Raw genomic sequence first — 21,498 nt, forward strand, 5'->3', positions numbered from 1 at the left:
GTGGCCGCATCCCCCGTCCTCACCGTCGAGGCCCTGAGCGTTCGCCTGCCCAAGGGCGCCGACCGTCCCCACGCCATGAAGGACGTGTCCTTCGCCATCGCCTCCGGCGAGATCCTCTGCGTCGTCGGTGAAAGCGGCTCGGGCAAGTCCATGACCGCCAATGCGGTGATGCGCCTCCTGCCCGGCGGCGTCGACATCGATGGCGGCGCGGTGCTCTTCGACGGCCGCGACCTGACCAGGCTCACAGACGCCGAGATGCGCGCCGTGCGCGGCGCCGGCATCGCCATGATCTTCCAGGAACCGATGACGGCGCTGAACCCGCTGCGCGCCATCGGCGACCAGATCGGCGAGATGTTCGGCATCCATACCGGGTTGTCGAAATCCGAGATTGCCGCCCGCGTCCTCGCCCTGCTCGAAGAGGTGCGCATCCCCGATCCGAAGCTCGCGGCGAGGGCCTATCCGCACGAGCTCTCCGGTGGCCAGCGCCAGCGCGCCATGATCGCCATGGCGCTCGCTCTCGACCCGAAGGTGCTCATCGCCGATGAGCCGACCACTGCCCTCGATGTGACGACGCAGGCGCAGATTCTGAGCCTCATCAAGGACCTCCAGCGGCGCAAGGGCACGGCGGTGCTGTTCATCACCCATGATTTCGGCGTGGTGGCCGAGATCGCCGACCGGGTCGCGGTCATGCAGCACGGCCTGGTGGTCGAGCAGGGCCCGGCGGACGAGGTGCTGAACAACCCGCAGCACGCCTATACCAAGCAGCTCATCGCCGCCGTGCCGCCGCTGAAAGCGCCGCCGCCGCGCCCCATCGGCACCGAGCCGATCCTCACCATCGACCACGTGTCGAAGACCTTCCGCACCGGCGGTTTCCTCGGCCGCGGCGTGCGCGTCACCCATGCGGTGAAGGACGTGACGCTGACCCTGCCGAAGGGCGCGACCCTCGGCATCGTCGGCGAGAGCGGCTCGGGGAAGTCGACGCTGGCGCGCTGCATCATCCGCCTCATCGATCCGGATACGGGGTCGCTGGTGCTGAACGGCCGCGACCTCGCCTCGCTCAGCCGCGAGGAGATGCGGCAGGAGACGCGCCACATCCAGATGGTCTTCCAGGACCCCTTCGCCTCGCTCAACCCGCGCCGCAAGGCTGGCGAACTGGTGGCGCAGGGCCCCATCGTCCACGGCATGGACCGCAAGGCGGCCCTCGCCAGGGCCAAGGAGCTGTTCGGCCTCGTCGGCCTCGACCCCGCCTCGACCGACCGCTACCCGCACGAGTTTTCCGGCGGCCAGCGCCAGCGCATCGGCCTTGCCCGCGCGCTCGCCCTGGAGCCCGAGGTGCTGGTGGCGGATGAGGCGGTCTCCGCGCTGGACGTCTCGGTGCAGGCGCAGGTGCTGCGGCTGCTGGCGGACCTGCGCGAGCGGCTGGGCCTCTCCATCGTCTTCATCACCCACGACCTCCGCGTCGCCGCCCAGGTCTGCGACCTCGTGGCGGTGATGAAGAGCGGCGAGGTGGTGGAGGCGGGACCCATCGGTGAGGTTTTCGGCGCGCCGCAGCACCCCTATACCCAGGCGCTGCTCGCCTCGATCCCGGGCAGAGAATTCGGCCTGCGCCGCGATGCGGTGGTGGCCTGAAGCGCGGCAGCCTTGCGCCGCCCCGCCGGTCGGGCGACTTTGCAAGCCCCGCGCCTCCTCCTAAGGTCGCCAACCCTGAAGCGCCACGAGCGGACCGTCCATGGTCGACATCGCCACGCGGGTCTACAACCACACCTGGAAGCTGGACCCCATCGTCCGGTCCCTGCTGGATTCGGACTATTACAAGTTCTCGATGCAGCAGCTCATCCGCCGCTTCCATCCCGAGGTGACGGCGACCTTTGCGCTGACCAACCGCACCACCACCGTGCGCCTCGCCGACATCGTCGACGAGGGCGAGCTGCGCGCCCAGCTCGACCATGCCCGCGATCTGCGCTTCACGCCGAAGGAACTGATCTGGCTCGCCGGCAACACCTTCTATGGCCGCGAGCGCATTTTCGGGCCGGACTATCTCGCCTTCCTCAAGGACTTCCGCCTGCCGGACTATCACCTGGAGAAGCGCGACGGGCAGTACGAGCTGACCTTTGCCGGGCGCTGGGCCGAGACCACCATGTGGGAGGTCCAGGCGCTTGCCATCACCAACGAGCTGCGCGCCCGCGCCACCATGCGCCAGCTATCCAAGCTCGAGCTCGACATCCTCTATGCCAATGCCAAGGCCAAGGCCTGGGAGAAGATCAAGCGCCTGCGCCGGCTGAAGGACGAGGTCGGCGTCCTCAAGATCTCGGATTTCGGCACCCGCCGCCGCCACGGCTTCCTCTGGCACAAGTGGATGATGGAGGCGATGGCCGACGGCCTCGGCCCCGACGTCTTCACCGGCACCTCCAACATGAAGCTCGCCATGGACCTCGGCCTCGAGGCCATCGGCACCAACGCCCATGAGCTGCCGATGGTCTATGGCGCGCTGGCCAAGACCGACGCCGACCTGCTGAAGGCGCCCTACCGGGTGCTGGAGGACTGGGCGCGCATCTACGACCAGAACATGCGGATCATCCTGCCCGACTGCTACGGCACGGCGCATTTCCTCGCCCATGCGCCGGACTGGGTCGCCGACTGGACGGGCGCCCGCCCCGATTCCAAGGACCCGATCGAGGGCACCGAGGAGCTGATCGCCTGGTGGCGCGAGAAGGGCCGCGACCCCGCCAAGAAGCTGGTCATCCTCTCCGACGGCATGGACATCGATTCCATCGAGGAGACGGCGCGCCGTTTCAAGGGGCGCGTGCGCATCGGCTATGGCTGGGGCACCAACCTCACCAACGATTTCAAGGGCTGCGTGCCCAATGGCGACCCGGATGCCCTGGCGCCGATCTCGGTGGTCTGCAAGGTCATCAAGGCCAATGGCCGCCCGGCGGTGAAGCTCTCCGACAATCCGCTGAAATCGACCGGCCCGAAATCGGAGATCGAGCGCTATCGCCGCGTCTTCGGCACGGTGGGCATGAAGGCCCATCAGGTTCTCGTCTGAGCCCGGTTCTCGTCTGATCCCTCTCGCCCCGGAGTTCCCCATGCACGACCTCACCGGCAAGGTCGCCTTCATCTCCGGCGCCGGCTCCGTCGGCGAGGGCTGGGGCAACGGCAAGGCCACCGCCGTGCTGCTCGCCCGCCAGGGCGCGACCATCTACGGCACGGACATTTCGCTGGCGGCCGCCGAGGAAACGCGAGCGCTCATAGCGGCGGAGGGCGGCACGGCCCATGCGGCAGCCGTCGACATGACGAAAGCCAAGGAGGTCGAGGCGGCGGTCGCCGATTGCCTCGCCCGCTTCGGCCGCATCGACATCCTCGTCAACAATGTCGGCGGCTCGGCGCCGGGCGATCCCGTGGCGATGAGCGAGGAGGTCTGGGACGCCCAGCTCGACCTGAACCTGAAGACCGCTTTCCTCGCCTGCAAGCATGTCATCCCGGTCATGGAGCGGCAGGGCGGCGGCGCCATCGTCAATCTGTCGTCGATTGCCGGCGTGCGCGTCCTGCCCGACCGGCCGCATGTCGCCTATACGACGACCAAGCTCGGCATTCTCGGCTTCTCGCGCTCCATCGCCGTGACCTATGCGAAGCAGCAGATCCGCTGCAACACGGTCATCCCCGGCCTGATGCACACGCCGCTGGTCGAGACGCGGCTGGCGAAGACCATCGCCGGCGGCGATGTCGCGGCGCTCATCGCCTCGCGCAATGCGCAGGTGCCCACGGGAAAGATGGGCGATGCCTGGGACGTGGCGCAGGCCGTGCTGTTCCTCGTCTCCGACGAGGCGCGCTACGTGACTGCCGCCGAGATCGCCGTGGACGGCGGGCTGTCGGCGGCGAGCCGGTAGAGGCTTGCGGCAGAGCCGCCGGTCAATACATCAGGTCTTATCGATGCTATCCTCCCCCGCGAGGTCATTCGATGAACGTGATGGTCACACAGGGAGCCGAAGGTCTGCCGCGACGGGCGTTCACCGTCGAGGATGCTTTCCGCATGCTGGAGACCGGCATTCTGCAGGACGATGAGAGGGTCGAGCTGATCGAGGGAGAGTTCGTCCCGATGAACGCGAAGAACCGCATCCATCAGCGCCTCCAGGACGACCTCATCATGCTGATCGCCCGCCGCCTGCCGGCGGGGTTCCGCGTCGGCACCGAGCCGACACTCCAGCTCTCCGAGACGACGTTCCTCGCGCCCGACCTCGTCATCTACCGCGACTTTTCCGGCCCCCGCTTGACGCCGTCCGACGTGCTGCTGGTGGTCGAGGTCGCCGACACCAGCCTCGCCTTCGACCTCGGGCGCAAGGCCGAGCTGATGGCCGCTCATGGCGTCGCCGACTACTGGGTGGTGGACGCGCATAAGCTGGCCGTCACCATCCATCGCGAACCGCGCGCCGACGGCTATGGCGCGATCCGCCGCCTTGGCGCGACGGACCCGGTCGAGCCGGCCCATCCCGATCTCGTCGGCCTCACCTTTCGCCTCGCCGACCTCGGCTGAGCCTTACTCCGCCGCCGCTTGCCGCGCAAAACTCCCCCGCGCGTGACGCTTCGGCTTCGCCGCCAGTTTCAGCGCCTCGAAATCCGCCCGGTCCTTCACCGCATTGCGCAGCGCCTGGTCCTTGCCCGGCAGGTATTGCGGCGGCTGGTGGATATCGACGCCGTACCAGGCCGCCGCCTTCAGCATGAAGGAGGGATCGGCAAGATGCGGGCGGCCAAGCGCCACGAGGTCGGAGCGGCCGGCGGCGAGGATGGTGTTCATCTGGTCGGCCGAGGTGATGTTGCCGACGCACATGGTCTTGACGTCAGCCTCGTTGCGGATGGCATCGGAGAAGGGCGTCTGGAACATGCGGCCATAGACCGGCCGGCTCTTCGGCGTGGTCTGGCCGGTGGAGACGTCGACGAGGTCGACGCCGGCCTCGGCGAAGGCCCGGGCGATGGCGATGGCCTCGTCCTCGGTGATGCCGCCCTCGGCCCAGTCGGTGGCGGAGATGCGCACCGACATGGGCTTCTCCGCCGGCCAGGCCGCGCGCATCGCCGCGAAGACGCGGAGCGGGAAGCGCAGGCGGTTATCGAGGCTGCCGCCATAGGCGTCGGTGCGCTGGTTGGTCAGCGGCGACAGGAAGGAGGCGAGCAGGTAGCCGTGGGCGCAGTGCAGCTCCAGCATGTCGAAGCCGCAGCGCGCCGCGCGCTGCGTCGCCGCCACGAACTCGGCGGTGATGCGGGCCATGCCGGCCTCGTCCAGCTCCGCCGGCACCTGGCTGTCGGGATAGTAGGGCAGGGGGGAGGCGGAGACGATCGGCCAGGCACCGTCAGTCAGTGGCCGGTCCATGCCCTCCCACATCAGCTTCGACGCGCCCTTGCGGCCGGCATGGCCGAGCTGGAGGCAGAGCTTCGCCTGCGAGTTCTGATGGGCGAAGGCGACGATGCGCGTCCAGGCCGCCTCCTGTCCATCGGACCAGAGGCCCGCACAGCCCGGGGTGATGCGGGCGTCCGGGGCGACGCAGACCATCTCGGTATAGACGAGGCCGGCGCCGCCGATGGCGCGGGCGCCGTAATGGACCACGTGCCAGTCGGTCGGCATGCCCTCCACCGCCGAATACATGCACATGGGCGAGACGACCGCGCGGTTCGCCACCGTGAGGCCGCGCAGGGTGAGCGGCTGGAACAGCGGCGGCCGGGGCTTCGCGAGATCCGCATCGGGCACGCTCTCCGCGAACATCCGGTCGGTCTCGGCGACGAAATCCGGCGCGCGCAGCTTCAGGTTCTCGTAGGTGATCGCCTTGGAACGGGTCATCAGGCCGAAGGCGAACTGGCGCGGATCCATGTCCCAGAAGCGGTCGACATGCTCGAACCAGACGAGCGAGACATCCGCTGCGTGCTGGGTGCGCTCCACCTCCTCGCGGCGGTCGGTCTCGTAGGAGGCGAGCGCCTCCGCCACGGTACCCTTGGCGCGGAAGGCATCGAACAGCGCGATGGAATCCTCCATGGCGAGCTTGGTGCCGGCGCCGATCGAGAAATGCGCCGTGCCCTTGGCATCGCCCATGAGGACGACATTGTCCTTCACCCAGCGCTTCGAACGGATCATCGGGAATTGCCGCCAGAGCGAGCGGTTGGTGATGAGTGGATGGCCGGCGAGCTCCTCGGCGAAGACGCCCTCGAGGAAGCGGGCCGAGGCCTCCTCGTCCATGCGGTCGAGGCCGGCACGGGCGAAGGTGTCGGGATCGGTCTCGATGACCCAGGTCGAGCGGCCCGCCTCGTACTGGTAGGTATGGGCGATGAAGATGCCGAACGCGGTCTCGCGGAAGAAGAAGGTGAAGGCGTCGAGCTCGCGGGTGGAGCCCAGCCAGGTGAACTTGTTGGGGCGCAGGTCCACCTCGGGCTGGAAATGGTCGCGGTTGGCCTCGCGGATGCGGGAGTTGATGCCGTCGGCGGCGACAACGAGGTCGTAAGTCCCGAAGGTCTCCGGGCTCGGGTCGATCTCGGTCTGGAACTTCATCTCGACGCCGAGCTGGCGGGCGCGGTTCTGCAACAGGATGAGCAGGGTCTGGCGCGAGCAGCCGCAGAAGCCGTTGCCGCCGATGCGGTGCACCGTGTCCTTGAAGCGGACCTCGATGTCGTCCCAATAGGCGAAGTTCTCGGTGATGGCGCGGTAGCTCTCCGCGTCATAGCGCTCGAAAATGTCGAGGGTCGCGTCGGAAAAGACGACGCCGAAGCCGAACGTGTCGTCCGGGCGGTTGCGCTCGAAGACGGTGATCTCCGCCGCCGGCTGCCATTTCTTCATCAGGATGGCGAAATAGAGCCCGCCCGGTCCGCCGCCGATCACCGCGATGCGCATGGCCATCTCCCTTGTCGCTGCGCCCGAAGGCGCGCGTCATGCAAAATAGTTTAGGCTTAAAATAATTGGCGGCAAGGCGCGGAAAGGCTCTTGCTCCAAAATATTTGAAGCTTAAAACATTCAGGCGAGGAGGCCACGATGCCGACGGACCCCGCCGCCCTTTCCTCTGCGCTGTCGCCCCTCTCGGGCCGGCGCGCCCTCGTCACCGGGGGTGGACGCGGCATCGGCCGGGCCATCGCGGCGGCGCTGACGGGCCAGGGCGCCGAGGTCATCGTGCTCGGCCGCAGCCACGCCCCTCTCGCTGAGGCGGTCGCTGCAGGTCACGCCGCCCGTGCCATCGCCTGCGACGTCACCGACCGTCCCGCCTTTGCGGAAGCGCTGCGCGGCGCAGGCGATCTCGACATCTTCATCAGCAATGCCGGCCATGCCGAGACCGCGCCGCTGAAGCGCATGGACGGCGCGCTCTTCGACCGCATGATCGCGCTGAACCTCACCGCCGTCTTCGACGGTATCCACGCCGTTCTCCCCGGCATGGTGGCGCGGGGCCAGGGGCGCATCGTCTCGGTCGCCTCCACCGCCGGCCTCACCGGCTACCCTTACGTCTCCGCCTATTGCGCGGCGAAGCACGGCGTCGTCGGCCTGACGCGGGCGCTGGCCAAAGAGGTCGCGACCTCCGGCGTCACCGTCAATTGCGTCTGCCCCGGCTTCACCGAGACCGACCTCGTGGCCGGCTCCATCGAGACGATCGTTTCGAAGACCGGCCGCAGCCCCGAGGCCGCGCTCGCCGACCTGACAAAAACCATGCCCATCGGCCGCCTGATCAAGCCGGAAGAGGTGGCAGCCGCCGTCCTCTGGCTCGTCTCGGATGCGGCCGCCGCCGTCACCGGCCTCGCTTTGCCGGTCGCTGGCGGAGAGATCTGAGGAAACGACCCATGCAAGCCCCCGCCCACCGCATCCCGCACCGACAGGCCCTGGCCGACTGGCAGGCGACGCATTTCCTCTGGGAGGTGAAAGGCAAGGTCGCGACCATCACGCTGAACCGCCCCGAGAAGAAGAACCCGCTGACCTTCGAGAGCTATGCCGAGCTCGGCGACCTGTTCCGGGCGCTGGCCTTCGATACCTCCATCAAGGCGGTGGTGGTGACGGGTGCTGGCGGCAATTTCTGCGCCGGCGGCGACGTCTTCGAGATCATCGAGCCGCTCACCGGCCGCGACATGCCGGGCCTCCTGCAGTTCACCCGCATGACCGGCGAATTGGTGAAGGCGATGCGCGCCTGCCCGCAGCCGATCATTTCGGCAATAGACGGCATCTGCGTCGGCGCCGGCGCGATCATCGCCATGGCCTCGGACCTGCGCGTCGGCACGGCCAAGACCAAGGTCGCTTTCCTGTTCAACAAGGTCGGCCTTGCCGGCTGCGACATGGGCGCCTGCGCCATCCTGCCCCGCATCATCGGCCAGGGCCGCGCCTCGGAGCTGCTCTATACCGGCCGGATGATGGGCGGCGAGGAAGGCCACGCCTGGGGCTTCTTCAACCGCCTCGCGGCCTCCGATGCGGTGCTCGCCGAGGCCACCGCGCTGGCCGGCGAGATCGCCGATGGCCCGACCTTTGCGAATTCCATCACCAAGCGCATGCTGCACATGGAATGGACCATGTCGGTGGACGAGGCGATCGAGGCCGAGGCCATGGCTCAGGCGATCTGCATGGACACCAAGGACTTCCGCCGCGCCTTCGAGGCCTTCGCGGCGAAGACCAAGCCTGTTTTCGAGGGGGATTGAGATGCTCCCCGCTGACCTCCTGTCGCTGCCCTTCTTCGAGGACCGCCACCGCGACTATGCCGCGCGGCTCGCGGACTGGGCCGGGCGCACCGTGCCGGGCCTCGTCGACCACCATGATGTCGACGGCTCCTGCCGCCGCCTCGTCGCCGCCATGGGCGCGGCGGGCTGGCTCAAGGCCTGCGTGCCCGGTGAGCAGGGCGGCCTGTACCCCGCCCTCGACGTGCGCACCCTCTGCATCACCCGCGCCACGCTCGGCTATGTCGAGGGCCTCGCCGATTTCGCCTTCGCGATGCAGGGCCTCGGCACCGGCGTCGTCTCGCTCTTCGGCACGCCGGAGCAGAAGGCGCTGTGCTGCCCGCCGGTGCGCGACGGCAAGGCGATCGCCGCCTTCGCCCTTTCCGAGCCCGATGCCGGCTCGGACGTCGCCGCCATGGCGACCACCGCCACACGGACGGCCGACGGCGGCTGGCGGCTCGACGGCACCAAGACCTGGATCTCCAATGGCGGCATCGCCGACCGCTACGTGGTCTTCGCCCGCACCGGCGAGGCGCCCGGCGCCCGCGGCATCTCGGCCTTCATCGTTCCCGCCGACGCGCCCGGCCTCATCATCGCCGAGCGCATCGACGTCATCGCCCCGCATCCGCTCGCGACCCTCGTCTTCGAGGACTGCCACTTGCCCGCCGATGCGCTGATCGGCAAGGCCGGCGGCGGCTTCGCCATGGCCATGGCGAACCTCGACATCTTCCGCCCCACCGTCGCCGCAGCCGCCCTCGGCATGGGCTACCGGGCCCTCGACGAGGCGACGCGCCGGGCGAAGTCCCGCATCATGTTCGGCGCCCCGCTCGCCGACCTGCAGCTCACCCAGGCCTCGCTCGCCGACAGTGTCGCCGAGCTCGAGGCCGCGGCCCTGCTGGTCTTCCGCGCCGCCTGGGCGAAGGACCAGGGCAAGCCCCGCATCACCAAGGAGGCGGCCATCGCCAAGATGGTCGCCACCGAAAATGCCCAGAAGGTCATCGACCGGGCGATCCAGGTCTTCGGCGGCCTGGGCGTCAAGAAGGGCGAAAAGGTGGAGGAACTGTATCGGGAGATCCGCGCCCTGCGCATCTACGAGGGGGCGACCGAAGTCCAGAAGGTCGTCATCGCCAGGGCTCATCTCGCCGAGGCCGAGGCCGCGGCTTTCCCCAAGGCAGCCGAATAGGGAGCGTCCGATGACGGGATCGGTGGTGAAGCTCAGGCCGGATACGACATCCGCCCATGTCGACAGCTTCGCGGCGCGCGGCCTGCCGCCGGCCGAGTTCCAGCCGGCCTTCCTCTTCGACCGGCCCGAACTCGCCTATCCCGAGCGGCTCAACTGCGTCACCGAATTCGTCGACCGCCACGTGGTGGAGGGCAGGGGGGCGCGCACCGCCATCCTGAGCCCCGACGGCACGAACTGGACCTATCAGGACCTCGCCGCCGAGATCGACCGCATCGCCAATGTGCTGACCGGCCCCCTCGGCCTCGTGCCCGGCAACCGCGTGCTGCTGCGCGCGCCGAACAACCCGACCATGGTCGCGGCCTATCTCGCGGTCATCAAGGCCGGCGGCATTGTGGTGGCCACCATGCCGCTCCTGCGCGCCAAGGAACTCGGCCAGATCGTCGACAAGGCGGAGATCGCCCTGGCCCTCTGCGACGACCGGTTGATGGACGAGCTGACCAAGACCGCTGGCACCTCGCGGTTCCTGAAGCGCATCGTCGGCTTCACCGAGCTGAAGGCGCTCGCGAGCGCGGCGCCTGCCACCTTTGCCGCCGTCGACACGGCGCGCGACGATGTCTGCCTGTTCGGCTTCACCTCGGGCACCACCGGCGAGCCGAAATGCACCATGCATTTCCACCGCGACCTGCTCGCCATCTGCGACGCCTATGCGCGCAACGTGCTGAGACCGGCGCCCGACGATCGCTTCATCGGCTCGCCGCCGCTCGCCTTCACCTTCGGCCTCGGCGGCCTCGTGCTCTTCCCCTTCCGCGTCGGCGCTTCTACCGTCCTCCTGGAGAAGGCCTCGCCCGGCGATCTCCTCCCCGCCATCGCGACCTACAAGCCGACCATCTGCTTCACCGCGCCCACCGCCTATCGCGCCATGATCCCGCAGCTGCGCGACCACGACTGGCGCTCGCTGAAGAAATGCGTTTCGGCCGGCGAGGCTCTCCCGAAGGCGACCTTCGATGCCTGGGAGGAGGCCACCGGCCTCAAGCTCATGGACGGCATCGGCGCGACCGAGATGCTGCACATCTTCATCTCCGCGCCCGAGGAGGCCATCCGCCCCGGCGCGACGGGCAAGCCCGTGCCGGGCTACGAGGCCAAGGTCATCGGCGCCGACGGCGAGGACCTTCCCCCCGGCAAGCCCGGCCGCCTTGCCGTACGCGGCCCGACCGGCTGCCGCTACCTCGCCGACGAGCGCCAGCGCCGCTACGTCGTCGATGGCTGGAACGTCACCGGCGACACCTATGTCCGCGATGAGGACGGCTATTTCTGGTACCAGGCGCGCAACGACGACATGATCGTCTCCGCCGGCTACAACATTGCCGGCCCCGAGGTGGAGGCAGCGCTCCTCGCCCATCCGACCGTCGCCGAGGCCGGCGTCGTCGGCCAGCCCGATCCCGAGCGCGGCATGATCGTCAAGGCCTATGTCGTGCCGAAGCCCGACGTGACGGTGACCCCGGCCCTTGTCGTCGAACTCCAGAGCTTCGTGAAGAACGAGATCGCGCCCTACAAGTACCCGCGCGAGATCGCCTTCGTCCCCAGCTTGCCGCGCACCGAGACCGGCAAGCTCCAGCGCTTTGCGCTCCGCGAGCGCGCCGCCCGCGAGGCCGGCGAGGTCTCAGGCCTCCCCAAGGCTGCGGAATAAGGCTGCCGCACAGGTAGCCGGAGAGAGATCATGAGCCAGACCCTGAAGCCCGTCATTCCCCTGAGCCTCCCCGACGAGGAGGTCCGCCCCATCACCCTCAACCCGCAGGGCTGGCCGGTGCCGCGCGGCTATGCCAACGGCATGAGCGCCAAGGGCCGCCTCGTCGTCACCGGCGGCGTCGTCGGCTGGGACATCATGGGGAACTTTCCCGCCGAGTTCGTCGCCCAGGCGCGCCAGTGCTTCGAGAACATCCGCGCCATCCTCGCCGAGGGCGGCGCCGAGCCGCACCATGTCGTGCGCCTCACCTGGTACGTGACCGATGTCGAGGAATACCAGGCGAACCTCAAGGGCCTCGGCCGCGCCTATCGCGACGTCTTCGGCCAGCACTATCCGGCCATGGCCGTGGTGCAGGTGGTGCGGCTGGTGGAGAGGGCGGCGAAGATCGAGATCGAGGCGACGGCGGTCGTGGCGGAGTAGGGCAACGGCCCGACCCCATCCGTCATGCCCGGCCTTGTCCCGGGCATCCACGACTTGATTTGAGGCGGCGGTGGTCAAGCGTGGATGGCCGGGACAAGCCCGGCCATGACGCGGGGGTGTCCGGCTCTCGCGCCTCAGTCGTGGATCCGGATCACCGCTTCGATCTCCACGGTAATCCCCATGGGCAGCGAGCCCATGCCCACCGCAGAGCGGGCGTGGCGGCCGCGGTCGCCGAGCACCGCCACCATCAGGTCGGAGAAGCCATTGATGACGCGCGGATGGTCGCCGAAATCCGGCGTGCCATTGACCATGCCCAGCACTTTCAGGAACTCGACCTTGGACAGGTCGCCGCCGGCCGCCGCCTTGGCCGAGGCGAGGATCTGCAGGCCCACCAGCTTAGCGTGCTCATAGGCCGCCTCGACGGTTACATCGCCGCCGACCTTGCCGGTATGCAGCGAGCCATCCGCTTTGCGCGGTCCCTGGCCCGCCAGATAGGCGATGTTGCCGTCTCGCTTGAAGGGCACGTAATTGCCGGCCGGCGTCGGCGTCGGCGGCAGGGTGAGGCCCAACTGGGCGAGCTTGTCTTCCGGGGTCATGGACCTGTCCTCACCTGAGCTTGCCACGGGCGGCGACGGGCAGAATACCGACGATCTCCTCGCCGCGCACCATCACCACCTCGTCGACCATGTTGACGACGACGCAGACATGGTTCGGCACGACGCGCACGATGTCGCCGACCTTCGGTCGCTCGTTGCATTTCGACAGGTCGAGGAAGCCGTGCTCCTCGGCGAACTTGGCGATGCGCGCTTCCGGGTGCTCGAGGATCAGGCCGTAGCCGTCGAGCCCGCCGCCGGGATCGGCGGTCAGGGTCTTCGAACCGGCATCGAGGATGCCGCGATCGGCGCCAGCGCGGCTGACCACGGTCGAATAGACGGTCAGCGCGCAGTCATCGAGGCTGGCGACGCCGACCTCGACCTGCATCCGGTCATTGTAGATATAGGTGCCCGGCCGGTGCTCGGTCGCGCCCTTCAGCTTGCCGATATTCTTCATGTTCGGCGAGCCGCCGGTGGAGATGATCTCGGCGTCGAGGCCCTCCAGCCGGATACCGGCCAGCGCCGTGTCGAGGAACTTCTGCGCCTCCGGCCAGCCGTCCTCGGTCGGGTACATCATGAAGCCCTTGAAGGCGAGGCCGGGAGAGGCCGCGACGAGCTTGGCAAGTTCGATGGCTTCGCCCGGCGTCTCGACGCCGGCCCGCTTGCGGCCCGTGTCGCATTCGATGACGACGCCGAGCGGGCGGCCCGCCACCGCCGCGGCCTTCGGCAGGTCGCCGATCACCGCGGCATTGTCGGCGGCCACCGTGACGCTGATCGTCTCCAGCAGCCGGCCGAGCCGGTTCATCTTCTCCTCGCCGAGGAGGTTGTAGCTGATGAGGATGTCGTCGAGGCCGGCGGCGGCCATCACCTCGGCCTCGCCGATCTTCTGGCAGGTGATGCCCTTGGCGCCGGCCGCGACCTGCAGCTTTGCCAGTTCCGGGCTCTTGTGTGTCTTGATGTGAGGGCGATTGGCCAGCCCCTGGGCGTCGCACTGCGCCTGCACCCGCGCGATGTTCGCCTCCACCCTGTCCATGTCGATGACGACGGCGGGGGTCCCGTATTCGCGGGCGATTGTTTCGGCGAGAGGGGTGGCCATGGCGGCTCCGATCAAGGCGTGCACGGGGTCAGACGTGCAGATAGCGATCCTTCAGGTCGGGACTAGCGAGGAAATCGCCGCTCGTCCCTTCCCAGACGATCCGGCCCTTCTCCAGGATCAGGTGCCGGTCGGCCAGTTTGACCAGAGCGTCCACGTTCTTGTCGATCACCAGGATCGATTGGCCGTCCTGCTTGAGGCGCGCGAGACAGGCCCAGATCTCCGCGCGGATGACGGGGGCAAGCCCTTCCGTCGCCTCGTCGAGGACGAGGAGCTTCGGATTGGTCATCAGCGCCCGGCCGATGGCGAGCATCTGCTGCTCGCCGCCCGAGAGCTGCGTGCCCATGTTGCGCCTTCGCTCCTTCAGCCGCGGGAAGAAGGCGTAGACGCGCTCCAGCGTCCAGGCCTGCTCGCGCTTGCCCCGGTTGGCGGCGGTGGCGACGAGGTTTTCCTCGACGTCGAGATTGGGGAAGATCTGCCGGCCCTCGGGGACGAGGCCAAGGCCGGCCTGCGCCACCTTGAACGGCGGCTGGCCGGCCAGCGCCACGCCCTCGACCTCCACCGCGCCCGCGGCGGGCCGGATGAGGCCGAAGATCGACTTGATCGTCGTCGTCTTGCCCATGCCGTTGCGGCCGAGCAGGGTCACGACCTCGCCGGCTTTGACGCTCAGCGAGACGCCGAACAGCACTTGCACGTCGCCGTAGCCGGCCTCGAGATTGGAGACGCTCAGCATCTCAGTCCTCCGCCTCCTCGCGCGCCGCGGACGCCCGGGCGACGCCGGCCTTGGTCTTGGCGAGCAGGCCCATCATCACGTCGCGCTCGGTCGGGTCGAGACCGGCGAGCAATTCGCGCACCCAGGCGCCATGCTCGCGCGCCATGCGGGCGAACTGCTCGTGGCCCTCGGGCGTCATGACGATGCGCTGGGCGCGCCCGTCGCTGACGTCGCGGCGGCGTTCGACGAAGCCCTGTTCGGCGATGCGGGCGACAAGGCCGGTGACATTGCCGTTGGTGACCATCATGCGCTTGGAAATCTCGCCGAGCGTCATGCCCTCCGGCGACTTGTCGAGCTGCGCCAGCAGGTCGAAGCGCGGCAGGGTGATCTGGAACCGCTCGGCCAAGCGGCGGCGGATCTCCCGCTCGATCATCGTCGTGCAGGTGAGGAGGCGCAGCCAGAGCCTGAGCTCGGGGCGCGAATCCCGGGGCTGGTGGGCGAGGCGCGTCTCGGCGTCGATGGCGATGTCGGGCTCGCTCACGCGAAGTCCTCCTCGCCGAGATAGGCCTCGCGCACGGCGGGGTCGGCGCGAACGGCCTCAGGCGTTCCGGAGGCGATGACCCTGCCATAGACCAGCACCGAGATGCGGTCGGCGAGGCGGAAGACCGCGTGCATGTCGTGCTCGACCAGCACCATGGGATAGCGGCCCTTGAGCGCCATCAGCACCTCGACCATGCCCTCGGTCTCCTCGCGGCCCATGCCGGCCATGGGCTCGTCGAGGAGCAGGATCTTCGGCGAGGAGACCAGCGCCATGGCGATTTCCAGCTGGCGCTTTTCGCCGTGGGACAGGCTCGCCGCAACCATGCCGGCGCGGGGCGCGAGGCCGACCTGCGCGAGCGCGTCCATGGCGACGCGGTTCAGGTGAGATTCGGACGAGGCCCGGCGGAAGAAGTGGAAGGACGAGCCGTCATGGGCCTGGGCGGCGGTCGCGACATTCTCCAGAGCCGTGAAGCCGGGCAGGACCTGGGTGATCTGGAAGGAGCGGGTGAGGCCGCGCAGCGCCCGCTGGTGGATCGGCAGGCGCGTGATGTCTTCGCCGCAGAAGGAGATGGTGCCGGCATCGAGCGCCACCTCGCCGGTGATCTCGCCGATCAGCGTCGTCTTGCCGGCGCCGTTAGGGCCGATGATGGCGTGGAGCTCGCCGGGCATGACGTCGAGGCTGACGCCATCGGTGACCTTGAGGGCGCCGTAGCTCTTGTGCAGGCCGGAGAGGGAGAGGACGGGGGTGCTCATCACCGGTCTCCCCGCGTCAGGAGCTTCACGATGCCGCCGCGGGCGAAGATGGCGACGAGGATCACCATGGGCCCGAAGATCACCTTCCAGTGCTGGGTGATCTGGGCGAGCCATTCCTCGACCAGCGTCACGCCGATGCCGCCAATGATCGGGCCGATCAGCGTGCCCATGCCGCCGAGCACCACCATGGCGATGAACTCGCCCGAGCGCTGCCAGGTCATGTAGGCGGGGGCGACGAACATGCCGAGATTGGCGAAGAGCGCGCCGGCCAGCGCGCAGATCGCACCCGCCAGGACATAGGCGGCGAGGCGGTAGAGGAAGGGATCGAAGCCGAGCGCCCGCATCCGCCGCTCGTTCTCCTTGGCCCCCCGCAGCACCCGGCCGAAGCGCGAGGCGACGATGGCCTTGAGCAAGAGGAAACAGGCGAGCAGGGTGCCGAGCACGACGAAATAGAAGGTCGTGTCATTGGCGAGAAGCCGCGAGCCGAAGACCTCGGAACGGTGGAACATCCTGAGGCCATCGTCGCCGCCGTAAGCCGAGAGGCTGGTGGCGGTGAACAGCGCCATCTGCCCGAAGGCCAGCGTGATCATGATGAAATAGACACCGCGGGTCTTCAGCGAGATGGCGCCGGTGACGAGGGCGAAGAGCGCGCCGGCGAGGATCGCCACGGGAAAGGCGATGGAGGCATCGACAATGTCGTGGGTGAAGAGGATCGCCACCGCATAGGCACCGATGCCGAGGAAGGCCGCGTGGCCGAAGGAGACCAGCGCCCCATAGCCGAGGATCAGGTCGAGGGAGAGCGCGGCGATCGCCATGATCATGGCGCGGGTGACGAGGCCAAGGATGAAGCGCTCGCCCCAGATCAGCGGCACGATGGCGAGCAGCGCGAAGACGAGGACGGGGAGCCAGATCCGTCGCCAGAGCGGCGGGGCGGCGGGCATCACGGGGGGGACGGGGGTCTCGGCCATCGGTCAGCCCTTGGCCGGGAAGAGGCCGGTCGGCCGGAAGAACAGCACGGCGGCCATGAGGATGTAGATGGACATGGAGGCGATCGCCGGGCCGATGGTCCGCGCGTCGGAGGGCGACAGGCCGCCGAGGCGCAAGAGGTCCACCGAGAAGGAGCGCAGCAGCGTGTCGACGAGGCCGACCAGCAGCGCGCCGACGAAGGCGCCGCGGATGGAGCCGATGCCGCCGATGACGATGACGACGAAGGCGAGGATCAGGAGATTGTCGCCCATGCCCGGCTCGACCGAGAGGACCGGCGCAGCCATGGCGCCGGCAAAACCCGCCAGCATGGCGCCGAAGCCGAAGACGATCATGAAGAGGCGGCGGATATCGATGCCGAGCGCCGAGACCATCGGCGCATTGGTGGCCCCGGCGCGGATCAGCATGCCGACCCGCGTCTTGGTGACAACGAGCCAGAGCCCGACCGCAACCGCGAGGCCCGAACCGATGATGGCGAGCCGCCAGACCGGATAGAGCACGCCGTCGGCAATGCGGATCGTGCCGGAGAGCGCCTGCGGCATCGGCACCTGCAGCGGCGCTGCGCCCCAGATGATTTTCACGCCCTCGTTGAGGAAGAGGATGAGGCCGAAGGTCGCCAGCACCTGTTCGAGATGGTCGCGGTCATAGAGGTGCCGCATCACGACGACCTCCAGCACCAGGCCGACGAGCAGGGCCGTGGCGAGCGCCAGGATCAGGCCCAGCACGAAGCTGCCCGTCAGCGGCACGAACATGGCGGCGAGATAGGCGCCGAGCATGTACTGGACGCCGTGGGCGAGGTTGATGAAGTCCATCACGCCGAAGACCAGGGTGAGGCCGGCGGCGATCAGGAACAGCAGCACGCCGAGCTGCAGCCCGTTCAGCGTCTGGATGATGAGGAGCGTGGAGGACATCGCAGGCCGATCGGAAACCCTCTCCCCTCGTGGGAGAGGGTGGCGCCAGAGGCGCCGGGTGAGGGCGGGCAACAGGATGCCGGCCGCGGAAGCGGTGGCGATGGGTATCGGTGAGGACCAAGCGGCCTCACCCGGCAGCTGACGCTGCCACCCTCTCCCACGCGGGGAGAGGGTGGTGTCGCGAGTGGCTTACCAGCGCATCTGGCACTGGGCGGCGTAGACGTCCGTGTAGTTCTCGAAGATGCGCTCGACGATCTCCGTCTGGAACTTGCCATCGGCGCGCTTGGCGGCGCGGACGGTGTAGAAGTCCTGGATCGGATAATGGTTGTTGGCGAAGCGGAAGCGGCCGCGCAGCGACACGAAGTCGGCCTTGCGCAGGGCGGTGCGCACCGCGTCGCGGTTCGACAGGTTGCCATTGGTGGCGCGCACCGCGCTGTCGATCAGCATGGCGGCGTCATAGGCCTGCATGGCGTAGGAGCCCGGCACCGAGCCGAAGGCCGCCTCGTAATCCGCGACGAACTTCTTGTTCTGCGGATTGTCCATGTTCGGCGCCCAGGTCATGCCGGCGATCATGCCGACAGCGGCGTCCTGCTGGGCCGGCAGCGTCGATTCATCGACGGTGAAGGCGGAGAGGAACGGCACGCGCTGGGTGAGGCCGGCCTGCGAATACTGGCGGACGAGGTTCACGCCCATGCCGCCCGGCATGAAGGTGAACATGGCATTGGCGCCCGACGAGCCGATGCGGGCGAGCTCGGAGGAGAAGTCCAGCGTGTTGAGCGGGACATAGACCTCGTCGACGACCTGGCCGCGGAAGTGGCGCTTGAACCCGGCCATGGCGTCGCGCCCGGCCTGGTAGTTCGGCGTCATCAGGAAGACCCTCTGCATGCCCTGGCGCTGGGCATAGGCGCCGAGCACCTCGTGCACCTGGTCATTCTGGTAGGAGGTGACGAAGAAGTTCTCGTGGCAGCCGCGGCCGGCATAGACGGACGGGCCGGCATTGGCGCTGATGAGGAAGGCGCGCTGCGAGGTCACCACCGGCTGGTGGATGGCCTGGAGCACGTTGGAGAAGATCGGTCCGACCACGAAGTCGACACGGTCACGGTCGACGAGGGCCTGGACGCGCTGGACGGCCACGTCCGGCTTCAGCTCGTCGTCGACGACGATGACCTGAACCTCGCGCCCGCCCATGCGCCCACCGAGATGGCGGACGGCGAGCTGCAGGCCGTCGCGCGCCTGCTGACCGAGGACGGCACCGGGACCTGACAATGTCTGGATCACGCCGATACGGATCGGCTCCTGGGCCTGCGCGGGTGCCGACAGCGCGGCCGCTCCCAACGCCAGAGAGAGAAGGATGCGCTTCATCGAAAACCTCCCACCCCGAGCGACGCTCGGGTCGACGACCGCTCCCGGGCTTGTCCGTGGTCGCGGCCAATGCGAAGGCATTATCGCCGTGGAATTTTCGCGAACAACCCCACCTGCGAAAAATATTTTAAGTGTAAAATAAATCGGCAGGAGGTCCGGATGTTGCTCACCGATCATGCAGACGGCAAGCCGCGGTGCTGGTGGCCGGGCTACGATCCGCTCTATGTCGCCTATCACGACACCGATTGGGGCGTGCCCGAGCGCGACGACCGCGCCCTGTTCGAGAAGCTCATTCTCGATGGATTCCAAGCCGGTTTGTCGTGGATCACGATCCTCCGCAAGCGCGAGCACTTCCGCAAGGTCTTCGACGGCTTCCGCCCGGAGGTGGTCGCCAGCTACGGCCCGGAGAAGATCGAGGCGCTGATGGCGGACCCCGGAATCGTGCGCAATCGCGCCAAGATCGAGGGCACTGTGAAGTCCGCCGGCCTCTATTGCGACATGATGGCGCGCGGCGAGGGGTTCTCGGATTATCTGTGGACCTATGTCGATGGCCGGCCGCTCCAGCCCGACCATCTGGACCGCTCAGCGATCCCCACGCAGACGCCGGTGGCGGAGGCGATCTCCAAGGACCTGAAGCGCCGCGGCTTCACCTTTGTCGGGCCGACCATTGTGTACGCCTTCATGCAGGCGGTGGGCATGACCAACGACCACGTGGTCGGCTGCTTCCGCCACGAGGAGGTCAAGGCGCTGGGGTGAGGGGCTCCGCCCTCACTCCCCCCTGAGGCACACCCTTGCGATCTCGGCCACGCGGTTGCGCTCGGCCGTGCTCATCTGGCCCCCGAGCGCCTGGCTCCACAGACGGTCGCGCTTCAGCCCGTCCACCGTGCAGTCGCAGGCATCCTGGCAGAGGTCGCGGTCCTGACCGTTCGCCGTGCAGCTCTGCACGCAGGCGGCGATGAAGGGCCGTACCTGCGGGTCGAAGGCCGCCTGTCGCGGCTGGACCGCGGCGGGGAACAGCCAGACCAATGCGGACAACAGGCCGATGAAGACGGGCTGGTGGATGAGGTAGATCGGCAACGAGTGCCGCCCCATCCAGCCGAGCAGGCGCGCCGGAGCCGTGGTCTCCTGAATGGCCGCGAGCCGCGCCTCGCCGCCCCGTGCCAGCACTAGCCGCGCCAGCACCATGCCAAGGAGCACGCAGCCGAACCAGGGGAACAGCGGCACGAAGTCCCCCGAATTGATCGGGCGGTCGCTGAGGCCGAGCCACAGCGTCAGGTCGGCGTCGAGAAGCGGATGGCGGATGAGCGCCGGCAGCGCGAAGGCGGTGATCGCCGCGCCCGCCACGGCCAGCAGCGGCAGTGCGAGGAAGGGCAGGGCGAGGACGCTCGCCACGGCGATATGGTGAAGGATGCCGAAGAACACATAGGCGTCCGGCGTGAAGGCATAGGTCCCTGCCGTGACCAGCGCTGCGCCGCCCGCGACGAAGGCGAGCCGGCTGAGGAAGCCGGCGCGATCAAGGCCATCGCGGGTGGCGAGGACGAGGCTCACCCCGACCAGGGCGAGGAATGAACCGGCGATGATGTGGGCGAACCATTTCCAGCCCTGATGCGCCACCACGTCGGTGGTGATGAGGCGGAAGAAGGAGAGGTCCCAGGCGAAGTGGTAGATGAACATGGCGAGGAGGGCGACGCCGCGCGCCATGTCGACAGCGGCGATGCGCGGTGGCCGCGGCCGGTCGATGATGGGCTCCGGCAGGCGGACCGGCTCGGCTATCGTCATGGGGAATCCTCGGCACGCGCGGCGGGCGCGATGGGTTGAACCCGGTTAGCCCGAAGCCGTTCCCCCGTCCATGGCCGCAGCCGCCATGGGGATGTCCCGACCGTCTTGCCGCCCTGCCGCGAAGCAGGCAGGAAGAACCATGACCTCCCGCTCAACCTCCCCCCGCAGCAAGCCGCCGCGCGCCTGGCAGCGCATGCTCTCCGGCCGCCGCCTCGACCTGCTCGATCCCTCGCCGCTCGACGTCGAGATCGAGGATATCGCCCATGGCCTCGCCCGTGTCGCCCGCTGGAACGGCCAGACGACCGGCGCCCACGGTTTCTCGGTGGCGCAGCATTCGCTGCTGGTGGAGGACATCGCCTGTCGGATGAAGCCGGGGCTGGAGCGCCGCTGGCGCCTCGCCGTGCTGCTGCACGACGCGCCGGAATATGTGATCGGCGACATGATCTCGCCGTTCAAGGGCGTCATCGGCGGCGACTACAAGGCGGTGGAGAAGCGGCTCATGGCGGCGATCCACATCCGCTTCGGCCTGCCGGCCGAGGTCCCGGCCGAGATCGCTGCGCTCACCAAGAAGGCCGACCACGTCTCCGCCTTCCTCGAGGCGACGCAGCTTGCCGGCTTCGGCGTCGAGGAGGCCTCGACCCTGTTCGGCCGGCCGACGGGCCTCTATGGCGGGCCACGTGGCGTTCCGCCGGTCCTCGTGCCGATGGACGCGGAGACGGCCAAGGCCGCCTTCCTCGACCGCTTCGCCCTGCTGTCGCCCTGAACG

At 68.4% G+C, this 21,498-nt stretch carries 21 protein-coding genes; 11 read left to right on the forward strand and 10 right to left on the reverse strand.

Annotated features, from left to right (window positions below):
* From O9344_RS03815 to O9344_RS03830, 4 genes are all read left to right on the forward strand, one after another.
* A complete protein-coding gene (locus tag O9344_RS03815) occupies positions 1-1,629 on the forward strand; it encodes an ABC transporter ATP-binding protein (protein WP_298472983.1) in 1,629 nt (542 codons plus the stop codon).
* Between the two features lie 100 nt (positions 1,630-1,729).
* Positions 1,730-3,046, forward strand: a complete 1,317-nt coding sequence (locus O9344_RS03820) for a nicotinate phosphoribosyltransferase (protein ID WP_298472985.1) — start codon at positions 1,730-1,732, stop codon at positions 3,044-3,046.
* Positions 3,047-3,086: 40 nt separating this feature from the next.
* A complete protein-coding gene (locus O9344_RS03825; protein ID WP_298472988.1) occupies positions 3,087-3,887 on the forward strand; it encodes an SDR family NAD(P)-dependent oxidoreductase in 801 nt (266 codons plus the stop codon).
* Positions 3,888-4,030: 143 nt separating this feature from the next.
* On the forward strand, positions 4,031-4,531 hold the full coding sequence (locus tag O9344_RS03830; RefSeq protein WP_298472991.1) for a Uma2 family endonuclease: 501 nt from the start codon (positions 4,031-4,033) through the stop codon (positions 4,529-4,531).
* A 3-nt stretch (positions 4,532-4,534) separates the two neighbouring features.
* Here the strand turns inward: O9344_RS03830 and O9344_RS03835 are convergent, their stop codons facing one another.
* On the reverse strand, positions 4,535-6,868 hold the full coding sequence (locus O9344_RS03835; protein ID WP_298472994.1) for a bifunctional salicylyl-CoA 5-hydroxylase/oxidoreductase: 2,334 nt from the start codon (positions 6,866-6,868) through the stop codon (positions 4,535-4,537).
* Between the two features lie 138 nt (positions 6,869-7,006).
* Between O9344_RS03835 and O9344_RS03840 the strand changes: the two genes are divergently transcribed.
* The 5 genes from O9344_RS03840 to O9344_RS03860 are packed head-to-tail and all read left to right on the forward strand — an operon-like array spanning position 7,007 to position 12,005.
* Positions 7,007-7,789 carry an SDR family NAD(P)-dependent oxidoreductase gene (locus O9344_RS03840; RefSeq protein ID WP_298472996.1) on the forward strand — a complete coding sequence of 261 codons (783 nt, stop codon included), beginning with the start codon at positions 7,007-7,009 and terminating at the stop codon, positions 7,787-7,789.
* An 11-nt stretch (positions 7,790-7,800) separates the two neighbouring features.
* Positions 7,801-8,643, forward strand: coding sequence for an enoyl-CoA hydratase family protein (locus O9344_RS03845; RefSeq protein WP_298472998.1), 843 nt, complete (start codon positions 7,801-7,803; stop codon positions 8,641-8,643).
* A gap of 1 nt (position 8,644) precedes the next feature.
* Positions 8,645-9,841, forward strand: a complete 1,197-nt coding sequence (locus tag O9344_RS03850; RefSeq protein WP_298473001.1) for an acyl-CoA dehydrogenase family protein — start codon at positions 8,645-8,647, stop codon at positions 9,839-9,841.
* A 10-nt stretch (positions 9,842-9,851) separates the two neighbouring features.
* Positions 9,852-11,528 (forward strand): AMP-binding protein, encoded by a 1,677-nt coding sequence (locus O9344_RS03855; RefSeq protein WP_298473008.1) that lies wholly within the window; start codon positions 9,852-9,854, stop codon positions 11,526-11,528.
* 30 nt (positions 11,529-11,558) lie between these two features.
* Entirely contained in the window at positions 11,559-12,005 is a 447-nt protein-coding gene (locus tag O9344_RS03860) for a RidA family protein (protein ID WP_298473012.1), read from the forward strand.
* A 134-nt stretch (positions 12,006-12,139) separates the two neighbouring features.
* Here O9344_RS03860 and O9344_RS03865 read toward each other — a convergent pair whose 3' ends face one another.
* The 8 genes from O9344_RS03865 to O9344_RS03900 all read right to left on the reverse strand — a co-directional run bounded on the left by O9344_RS03865 (position 12,140) and on the right by O9344_RS03900 (position 18,953).
* On the reverse strand, positions 12,140-12,601 hold the full coding sequence (locus O9344_RS03865) for a RidA family protein (protein ID WP_298473017.1): 462 nt from the start codon (positions 12,599-12,601) through the stop codon (positions 12,140-12,142).
* A gap of 10 nt (positions 12,602-12,611) precedes the next feature.
* On the reverse strand, positions 12,612-13,694 hold the full coding sequence (locus tag O9344_RS03870) for an alanine racemase (RefSeq protein ID WP_298473020.1): 1,083 nt from the start codon (positions 13,692-13,694) through the stop codon (positions 12,612-12,614).
* Between the two features lie 28 nt (positions 13,695-13,722).
* Positions 13,723-14,424 (reverse strand): ABC transporter ATP-binding protein, encoded by a 702-nt coding sequence (locus O9344_RS03875; RefSeq protein ID WP_298473023.1) that lies wholly within the window; start codon positions 14,422-14,424, stop codon positions 13,723-13,725.
* A gap of 1 nt (position 14,425) precedes the next feature.
* A complete protein-coding gene (locus O9344_RS03880; RefSeq protein ID WP_298473276.1) occupies positions 14,426-14,929 on the reverse strand; it encodes a MarR family transcriptional regulator in 504 nt (167 codons plus the stop codon).
* A gap of 11 nt (positions 14,930-14,940) precedes the next feature.
* A complete protein-coding gene (locus O9344_RS03885; RefSeq protein WP_298473027.1) occupies positions 14,941-15,696 on the reverse strand; it encodes an ABC transporter ATP-binding protein in 756 nt (251 codons plus the stop codon).
* Positions 15,696-16,664, reverse strand: a complete 969-nt coding sequence (locus O9344_RS03890) for a branched-chain amino acid ABC transporter permease (protein WP_298473030.1) — start codon at positions 16,662-16,664, stop codon at positions 15,696-15,698. The genes O9344_RS03885 and O9344_RS03890 overlap by 1 nt, the downstream gene beginning before the upstream one ends.
* A gap of 3 nt (positions 16,665-16,667) precedes the next feature.
* Positions 16,668-17,591, reverse strand: a complete 924-nt coding sequence (locus tag O9344_RS03895; protein WP_298473033.1) for a branched-chain amino acid ABC transporter permease — start codon at positions 17,589-17,591, stop codon at positions 16,668-16,670.
* A 189-nt stretch (positions 17,592-17,780) separates the two neighbouring features.
* Entirely contained in the window at positions 17,781-18,953 is a 1,173-nt protein-coding gene (locus O9344_RS03900) for an ABC transporter substrate-binding protein (RefSeq protein ID WP_298473037.1), read from the reverse strand.
* 159 nt (positions 18,954-19,112) lie between these two features.
* On the opposite strand from O9344_RS03900, the gene O9344_RS03905 reads away from it, so the two are divergent.
* Positions 19,113-19,709 (forward strand): DNA-3-methyladenine glycosylase I, encoded by a 597-nt coding sequence (locus O9344_RS03905; protein ID WP_298473040.1) that lies wholly within the window; start codon positions 19,113-19,115, stop codon positions 19,707-19,709.
* 12 nt (positions 19,710-19,721) lie between these two features.
* Here the strand turns inward: O9344_RS03905 and O9344_RS03910 are convergent, their stop codons facing one another.
* Complete coding sequence (locus O9344_RS03910; RefSeq protein WP_298473043.1) at positions 19,722-20,732, reverse strand: heparan-alpha-glucosaminide N-acetyltransferase; 1,011 nt, start codon at positions 20,730-20,732, stop codon at positions 19,722-19,724.
* A gap of 139 nt (positions 20,733-20,871) precedes the next feature.
* Between O9344_RS03910 and O9344_RS03915 the strand changes: the two genes are divergently transcribed.
* Positions 20,872-21,495, forward strand: coding sequence for an HD family hydrolase (locus tag O9344_RS03915; protein WP_298473047.1), 624 nt, complete (start codon positions 20,872-20,874; stop codon positions 21,493-21,495).
* The last annotated feature ends 3 nt before the right edge of the window (positions 21,496-21,498 follow it).

The sequence above is a fragment of the Phreatobacter sp. genome (assembly GCF_027532945.1).
Taxonomy (GTDB): Bacteria; Pseudomonadota; Alphaproteobacteria; order Rhizobiales; family Phreatobacteraceae; genus Phreatobacter.